The sequence below is a fragment of the Adlercreutzia sp. ZJ154 genome (assembly GCF_011039055.1).
In the GTDB taxonomy this organism is placed as follows: domain Bacteria; phylum Actinomycetota; class Coriobacteriia; order Coriobacteriales; family Eggerthellaceae; genus Adlercreutzia_A.
In genome coordinates, this window is record NZ_JAAKEF010000015.1 from 45,473 (window position 1) to 52,764 (window position 7,292).

Consider the following 7,292-nt stretch of genomic DNA (forward strand, 5'->3'; position numbering starts at 1 on the left):
GGGGTGAAGGGGGAGGCTCTAGCTCCCTTTTCATCTTGTCTTTTCGGCGTACGGGTCTGCCCATACCGAAGGTAGTGAAAGGGAGAATGATGGTAAACGTGATCGGTCTTGGATACATCGGACTTCCAACAGCTTTGATGCTAGCTTCGCATGGTGTTGAGGTTGTTGGAACTGATTATAATGCGAGACTGGTGGAGACTCTTCTTGCTGGGCGAACGACGTTCAAAGAGGATGGTCTTGATAAGCTTTTTCAGGAAGCAGCAGAGAAAGGTATCAGGTTCAGTACGGAATACCAGGTTACTGATACCTATATTATTTCGGTGCCTACTCCATATGACAAGAGCAGCAAAAAAGTGGACCCGTGCTATGTAGTTAGTGCGGTAAGAAGCGTCTTAGAAGTCGCTCCTAAGGGTGCCATTATTGTTGTGGAGTCAACAGTGTCTCCTGGTACCATGGATAAATTCATCCGTCCAGTCGTAGAAGGCGCTGGGTTTACTATTGGCGATGACATTAATTTGGTACACGCGCCGGAACGAATTATTCCTGGAAATATGGTTTTTGAGTTGCTACATAATAGTCGCACGATTGGTGCTGATAACAGGGAAATAGGCTATAAAGTCAAAGCTCTCTATGAGTCATTCTGTGAGGGGGAAATAGTAGTAACGGATATCAAAACAGCGGAAATGACAAAAGTTGTTGAGAATACTTTTCGAGCGGTCAATATTGCGTTTGCAAATGAACTGTCGAGGATTTGCAGATCTGACGATATGGATGTGTATGAAATCATTCGTATTTGCAATATGCATCCACGCGTGAACATCCTTCAGCCTGGTCCAGGTGTCGGTGGTCATTGTATTTCCGTAGATCCTTGGTTTTTGGTGGGTGATTATCCCACTCTGGCTAATGTGATTAACGAGTCGATGAAGACCAACGATACTCAGCCGGTGTTTGTTCTAAGTAGAATCCATCAGATTATGAAAGATAATGGAATTGTCGATGTCAATCGCGTGGGGCTGTACGGTCTAACATACAAGGAGAACGTCGATGATATGCGCGAGTCACCAACTCTTCAGCTCCTTGAATTCCAGGAGCGTTGTTTGGCGCCTGCCCTAAAGGTGTATGATCCTTATATTAAGGATGATGTTGTGCCGAATCAGTATCATAGTCTCGATTCCTTTTTGAACGCTGTTGATTTAGTTGTTGTCATGGTGAAACATGAGGAAATAATTCAACGTACCGAGAGCCTTTGTGACAAGGTTGTGTTGGATTGCCATAATGTCATTGATGTTCCAGGCGTTTATCATATTTAAAACGCGCTCTGATTACCAAGCTCACTGGGCATGTTGCTAGAGGATTGGTATGCAGGGAAGCGTTGGAAAAAGTGCAGTTCAATTAACAGTTGCAAGGGTGCTGACTCTGCTGATTACGCTCGTATCGGCAATGCTTTTGTCGCGATTTCGATCCTTATTTGAGTACGGCACCTATTCGCAGCTTCTAATAGTAATTCAATTGGCAATCTCTTTATTTACGATGGGTTTGCCGAACTCTACAAACTTTTTTCTTGCACGAGCCGAAAACAAGGAGCAGCGAGTCGACTTCCTGTCGTCATTTTATGGCCTATGTACCATTCTTTCTGTTGCAACGGCGATAGTGCTATTTTTTGGCGTTCCTGTTTTCGAATCTTTTTTTGAAAATACAACAATTTCAGACTATGCATTCTTTCTGGTTGTTTTTCCTTGGACCCAAATAATCATCAATAGCATTAGCAACGTGCTTGTCGTGTATGGAAGAATCAAAAGGCTATTTGTGATAACTGTAGTGAATGCGTTTGTTTCCGTTCTTGCAATACTGGTTGCTCAGTGGATGGGATTGGGGTTCAAAGAGTATCTGGCCATTTATCTTGTCGGCGAGGTCGTGGTGTCGGTTTGGATCTATCTGGAGATATTTCTTCTTGAGAGGAAATGGACTTTCAAGATTAATGCTGAATTGATAAAAAGCATCATTGCATATTCTGTACCTATTGGAGTTGCTACATTGGTTGGGACTGCCAACATTGAGGTTGACAAGCTGGTTATTGGCTACTTCTTTGATACGGATGTTCTTGCGATATATACGAATGCAGCAAAAGAGCTACCTCTCTATATTTTCTCAACATCATTAACGGCGGTAATAATGCCGAAAATGACTAAGTACTTTAAGGACGGTAACGCGGAAGAAGCTATTGCACTATGGAAAAGGGCAGTAAAACTGGGGTTCTATCTCACGTCTTATCTCACGATGATTTGCATAGTGTTTGCTCCTCAAATAATTGCGGTTTTGTATTCTGAAAAATATCTTCCAGGGTCAAGCATTTTTCAAGTTTATTCCCTTGTCCTTCTTTTTAGGACAACGTACTTTGGAATAGTTCTCAATACCACGGGGAAAACGCGCTTCGTCTTGTATTCCTCGCTTCTAGCTTTGATGTTGAATCTAGGCTTTAGCTTTGTGTTGTGCGTGTTGTTTGGCCCAATTGGACCAGCGTGGGCAACGGTTATTAGTATGGCAGTAGTTGCTTTTGCGCAGCTGAATTACTCAACAAAGATTGTCGGGATAAATGTGAGGCACATTTTCCCATGGTCGGATCTTATGCGTATTTCGATATTCAATGCGATACTCGGTGCTTTGATTTTTGCTTGGACTCATTTCATTAATTTGGGGGTTGATGTTGCCGGATTTGCGATTACGGTTGTGGCTGTTGGGGTGAGTTTAGGCGCTTGTGCTCTCTGCTTTTACAGGGACGCGAAGAAAGAATGGAATGAGTTAAAATAGCAAGAGGGTTACTATGTCGCAGTATATTATTAGACTCGATGATGCTTCTGAGTATATGAATCTAGAAAAATGGCGACGCATAGAGCATGTGCTTGATAACTATGGAATAAAGCCGATTTTTGGCGTCATTCCAAACAATTGTGATTCGGATTTGATTTCGTATGGGCATCACGAGGGTTTTTGGGAACTTGCAACTATGTGGTGCAAAAAGGGCTGGACCCCCGCTCTTCATGGATACTGTCATCAATTTGTGACGAATGATGGCGGCATAAACCCGGTAAATATGAAAAGCGAGTTTGCTGGCCTTTCATATCAAGAACAGGCAGAAAAAATAAAAAAAGGTTATCAAATCTTGACCGATCATGGGATAGTGCCCGAAATATTTTTTGCGCCAGCTCACACGTTCGATAATGTAACGCTTGACGCAATAAGAAAGAATAGTGACATCAGAGTAATAAGTGATACGATCGCGAACGATACGTATTACATGGATGGTTTCTATTTTATCCCTCAGCAATCTGGTCGATGCCGCAAGCTGCCTTTTCAAGTTGTTACGTTTTGCTATCACCCGAATACGATGAAGGAAGAGGATTTCGCATCACTAGACTCTTTTTGTGCTGCTAATAATGAGCAGTTCTGTTCTTTTGGCGAGGTTGAACTCAAGAAAAGAAAGCCGAATATTTTTGATGCTCTTCTAAAGCGAATGTATTTTGGACGGAGACGTTAGGGGTAATGAGCTTGCGTGATCATTTGTTTATTGTATTTGCTGAGGAGCACTATAATCCGCTCGGTGTGATTAGAAGTCTGGGCGAGGAGGGTATCTCTCCTGTTGCGATTATCATAAAAGGTAAAGCACCTTGGGCTTCAAAAAGTAAATACCTTTCTGAAGTACATTATGTGAATAGCCGAGAAGAGGGATTGGAACTATTATTGAGACGCTTTTCTAATCCAACGTTTCCTCCCTTCGTCTTTTCATGTGATGACACAACTGCATGCTTTTTCGATAAGCATTTCGACGAGTTAAAGGATAACTTCTACTTTTTCAATGCGGGGTCAGTTGGTCGTATAAGCGAATACTTAAACAAACAGACAATTGGCATGCTGGCCAAAAAGCATGGTTTGATGTTTCTTGATTCGGTTGTCGTAGAGCGGGGGACGATTCCTGATGACATCACTTACCCAATCATTACGAAAGCCATAGATTCGACAGTTAGTGGCTGGAAAGATGATATGTTTATTTGCGAGAGCAAGGATGATTTGGAGGCTGCGTTTTTAAAGATCTCAAGTCAGGTAGTAATGCTTCAACGTTACATAACCAAGGAAAATGAGTATTGTCTGGAGGGATATAGCTGTAACCATGGAAGCGATGTGTTTCTTTCGATTGAATCCACATATGACTATAAATTACCAATAAGTTATAGTCCGCTTATGACGGTTAGAAGCTTCAGTAATAAGGGTAATGTGTATCCGAGTCTAAAATCAATGCTTCAAGACATAGGGTTTGAAGGCATTTTTGAAATTGAGTTTCTTGAGAGCGATACCGGAGAATTATATTTTGGCGAGATTAATTTCAGAAACTCAACCTGGAGCTATGCTTCTACCTGCGCAGGAATGAATCTGCCGCTTCTTTGGGCGAGGTCTATGATCCAGGGACATCTGGATGAAAATAGCTACAAAAAGGTTGAGAGCCCTGGATTTACAGCGATGGTTGAACCGTCTGATTTTAAGGAGCGCGTTCTGAAGGGAGGTTGTTCTCTTTTCAGGTGGATTGGAGACTTGCGCGCGGCGAAATGCAAGTATTATCTGGGAAGAAGCGACCTCAAACCTGTGTTGTATATGTTTCTGTCTCGGCTAAAGAGAAGATAGCTATGGGGATGTGATTACGATTCCAAGCTAGGCCAATTTTAGGGCACCTCTACCCAGACCCCTTATAGGGGTTTTTCAAAAAAGTTGATGTCAAACCTTAAAAACCTATACCAAGTGCCTCACCTCCAAGTAGCCGGAGGATCAACTTTTTGCGGTCTACTTGTTGTGATTGGGAAGGGATACACCTCCCTTGTTCATTGGCGGATACCCGAATGCGAGCAAAAGGCGTCGTCTCATACTCTTGAAGTTTGTAAACCCACACACGCGCCGTTTCATGTCCTTGATCTTGCGATTGATGCTTCCAGCGTAGGCGTTGGTCCTGTCCGTTCTGTAGGCGTTCAGGATGTATTTCTTTACATTCTTGATGCTTCCCGCCGCTGTGGCAATCTCTTTGGTCCCACTGTTTTGTGTCTGGCTTATCCAGTTATCAAGGAATCTTTTCATCTCCTGCTCGCTGAAAAAGTCTGCGTCTGTCCACTCGTAGAAGACCTGAAACATGAGGTATGCTCGGCGCAGTTCACGATGGTTATCGTCATCTCCTATAAGTGCGCAGGCTATTTCTTCAAAGGCTGTGTCTCGCTTGGCTGTTGCAGCCGCATCGAGTATCTCTTGGTCTTGCCAGGGTCTGGCTTTGGGTGCCAAGATAAGCTTTGTGCGGTCAGCTACAAGCAGCTTCCAGATGGCCTTAGCACGCCGGGGTTGCCGACCTCCATTCTTTCTAGCGCAAGTAACTCTCGTGATATTGTTTCCCGCGGGTTCTACCCTGCCAGTTCATTATTGACGGTTTCTTTGCATCCCCATACAGGGCTCCTATTTTGGGGTGCAGGTTGCCAGCCTGCGGCGGCGGATTGTGCCCGCTGCCACAGGATCAATCGAAGGACGCGGGCCTGTGGTTTCTTATACCCCTTGTTCTTTGATGTTGTTGTGCTGTCCGTATCCCTTACCTCATGGTAGGGGGCATGGCGGGATGATGCATCCACTAAATCCAGGAGGATTCAGCGGCGTACACATAAAACCTCATGGGAAAGCTGTGTACGGCTTAGGAAAGGTCAGAAATGAGGACGGAATCACATGAAATCCAGAACATCCAAAAAGAAGATCATGCTTGTTTTTGGTACGAGGCCGGAGGCGATCAAGATGTGTCCGTTGGTAAATGAATTGAAATCTAGGCACGATGCGTTTGAGGTAGTTGTTTGCGTAACCGGACAGCATAGAGAAATGCTCGACCAGGTACTTCGCGTATTTGGTGTTAGTCCGGACTATGATCTTTCGATCATGAAGCCAAGCCAGACTCTTTTTGATATCACATGCGACATTTTGACGCGATTAAGGACGGTGCTTGAGGCGGAGCAGCCTGACTGCGTGCTTGTACATGGTGACACTTCGACAAGTTTTGCTGCTGCTTTGGCTTGCTTCTATTTGCATATTCCAGTCGGACATGTTGAGGCCGGGCTGAGAACCTACGACCTTGATAGTCCTTGGCCGGAAGAGTTCAACAGGCAAGCAGTAGATATTGTTAGCGAGTATTATTTCGCTCCAACTTTGTTGTCGAAACGTAATCTTGAGAATGAGCAAAAAAAGGTTAGCAACGTATATGTGACGGGAAATACGGGGATAGATGCATTGGCAACAACCGTAAAGCAGGATTATGAAAACGAATACCTTGAATGGGCGCAAGATAGTCATCTGATATTGATTACGGCACATAGAAGAGAGAACTTAGGTGCTCCTATGCACGACATGTTTAGGGCGATTAGGCGGGTAATGGAGGAGCATCCTCACACGAAAGCTCTCTATCCTATTCATATGAATCCCGCTGTTCGGGAGGCTGCGCATTCAGTGCTTGATGGTTTTGACAGATTGCGCATCATTGAGCCTTTAGGGGTTCTTGATTTTCATAATTTTCTTGCCAGAAGCTATCTAATTCTAACAGACAGTGGCGGAATCCAAGAGGAAGCATCAGGTCTTGGAAAGCCAGTTTTGGTAATGAGGGACACGACCGAAAGGTCCGAGGGCCTTGCGGCTGGGACTCTCAGACTGGTTGGTACGAGCGAGAATAAGATATACGATGCCTTTACGGAGCTGTTAGACAATACGCAATCATATAATGCTATGTCCAAGGCGAGTAATCCATATGGAGACGGTAGAGCATGCAGGAGAATTGCAGATATTCTTGAAGGAAAAGAAATCCAAGAGTGGATCGTTTAGTTTTTCTACGGGTATAGGGGTTTTGGTAAACAAGTTGGCCACTAATGTTCGACCAGGTAGGGTAAGTCTTAAAACGTGTGGGATAAATAGCCAAAACTTATGCCTGACCAGGTAAAACAAAGAGAATCTAACCTCTAATCAACACTTGAGGGCAAAAAGAGGGCACACAAACCTAAGCCCTCCTTAGAGCGGCTTTAAAAAAGATGACCAAAAGCCAAAAAATCGAATATGTTACGACTTGCGTGGGGGAGGCATCGAGCCCATCTCAATTGACCTGTTGTTCGCTAGTTAGCATCCTCCTTTCTCTTGTCACTGCTTGTAAACAGCGGGATGGGCTTGTTGGGTTCTCGTTTGTGTCCAAGCACCAGCAAGCAGCGACGTCTCAGCGCCTCAAAGCTCATAAAGCCCCG

The 7,292-nt window shown here is 44.3% G+C and carries 6 protein-coding genes; 5 read left to right on the forward strand and 1 reads right to left on the reverse strand.

Features of this window, described 5'->3' with window-relative positions; genetic code table 11:
• Positions 1–89 precede the first annotated feature (89 nt).
• The 4 genes from G7Y37_RS06800 to G7Y37_RS06815 are packed head-to-tail and all read left to right on the forward strand — an operon-like array spanning position 90 to position 4,674.
• Positions 90–1,310, forward strand: coding sequence for a nucleotide sugar dehydrogenase (locus G7Y37_RS06800; protein ID WP_165062725.1), 1,221 nt, complete (start codon positions 90–92; stop codon positions 1,308–1,310).
• A 49-nt stretch (positions 1,311–1,359) separates the two neighbouring features.
• Positions 1,360–2,808: an oligosaccharide flippase family protein gene (locus G7Y37_RS06805; RefSeq protein WP_165062719.1), complete on the forward strand. Its 1,449-nt coding sequence runs from the start codon at positions 1,360–1,362 to the stop codon at positions 2,806–2,808.
• A 13-nt stretch (positions 2,809–2,821) separates the two neighbouring features.
• On the forward strand, positions 2,822–3,535 hold the full coding sequence (locus G7Y37_RS06810) for a DUF2334 domain-containing protein (RefSeq protein WP_165062720.1): 714 nt from the start codon (positions 2,822–2,824) through the stop codon (positions 3,533–3,535).
• 5 nt (positions 3,536–3,540) lie between these two features.
• Complete coding sequence (locus tag G7Y37_RS06815) at positions 3,541–4,674, forward strand: biotin carboxylase (RefSeq protein ID WP_165062721.1); 1,134 nt, start codon at positions 3,541–3,543, stop codon at positions 4,672–4,674.
• A gap of 156 nt (positions 4,675–4,830) precedes the next feature.
• Here the strand turns inward: G7Y37_RS06815 and G7Y37_RS06820 are convergent, their stop codons facing one another.
• On the reverse strand, positions 4,831–5,316 hold the full coding sequence (locus G7Y37_RS06820; RefSeq protein WP_165062722.1) for a transposase: 486 nt from the start codon (positions 5,314–5,316) through the stop codon (positions 4,831–4,833).
• 429 nt (positions 5,317–5,745) lie between these two features.
• Between G7Y37_RS06820 and wecB the strand changes: the two genes are divergently transcribed.
• Positions 5,746–6,882 (forward strand): non-hydrolyzing UDP-N-acetylglucosamine 2-epimerase, encoded by a 1,137-nt coding sequence (gene wecB, locus G7Y37_RS06825; RefSeq protein WP_241156049.1) that lies wholly within the window; start codon positions 5,746–5,748, stop codon positions 6,880–6,882.
• Positions 6,883–7,292: the final 410 nt, after the last annotated feature.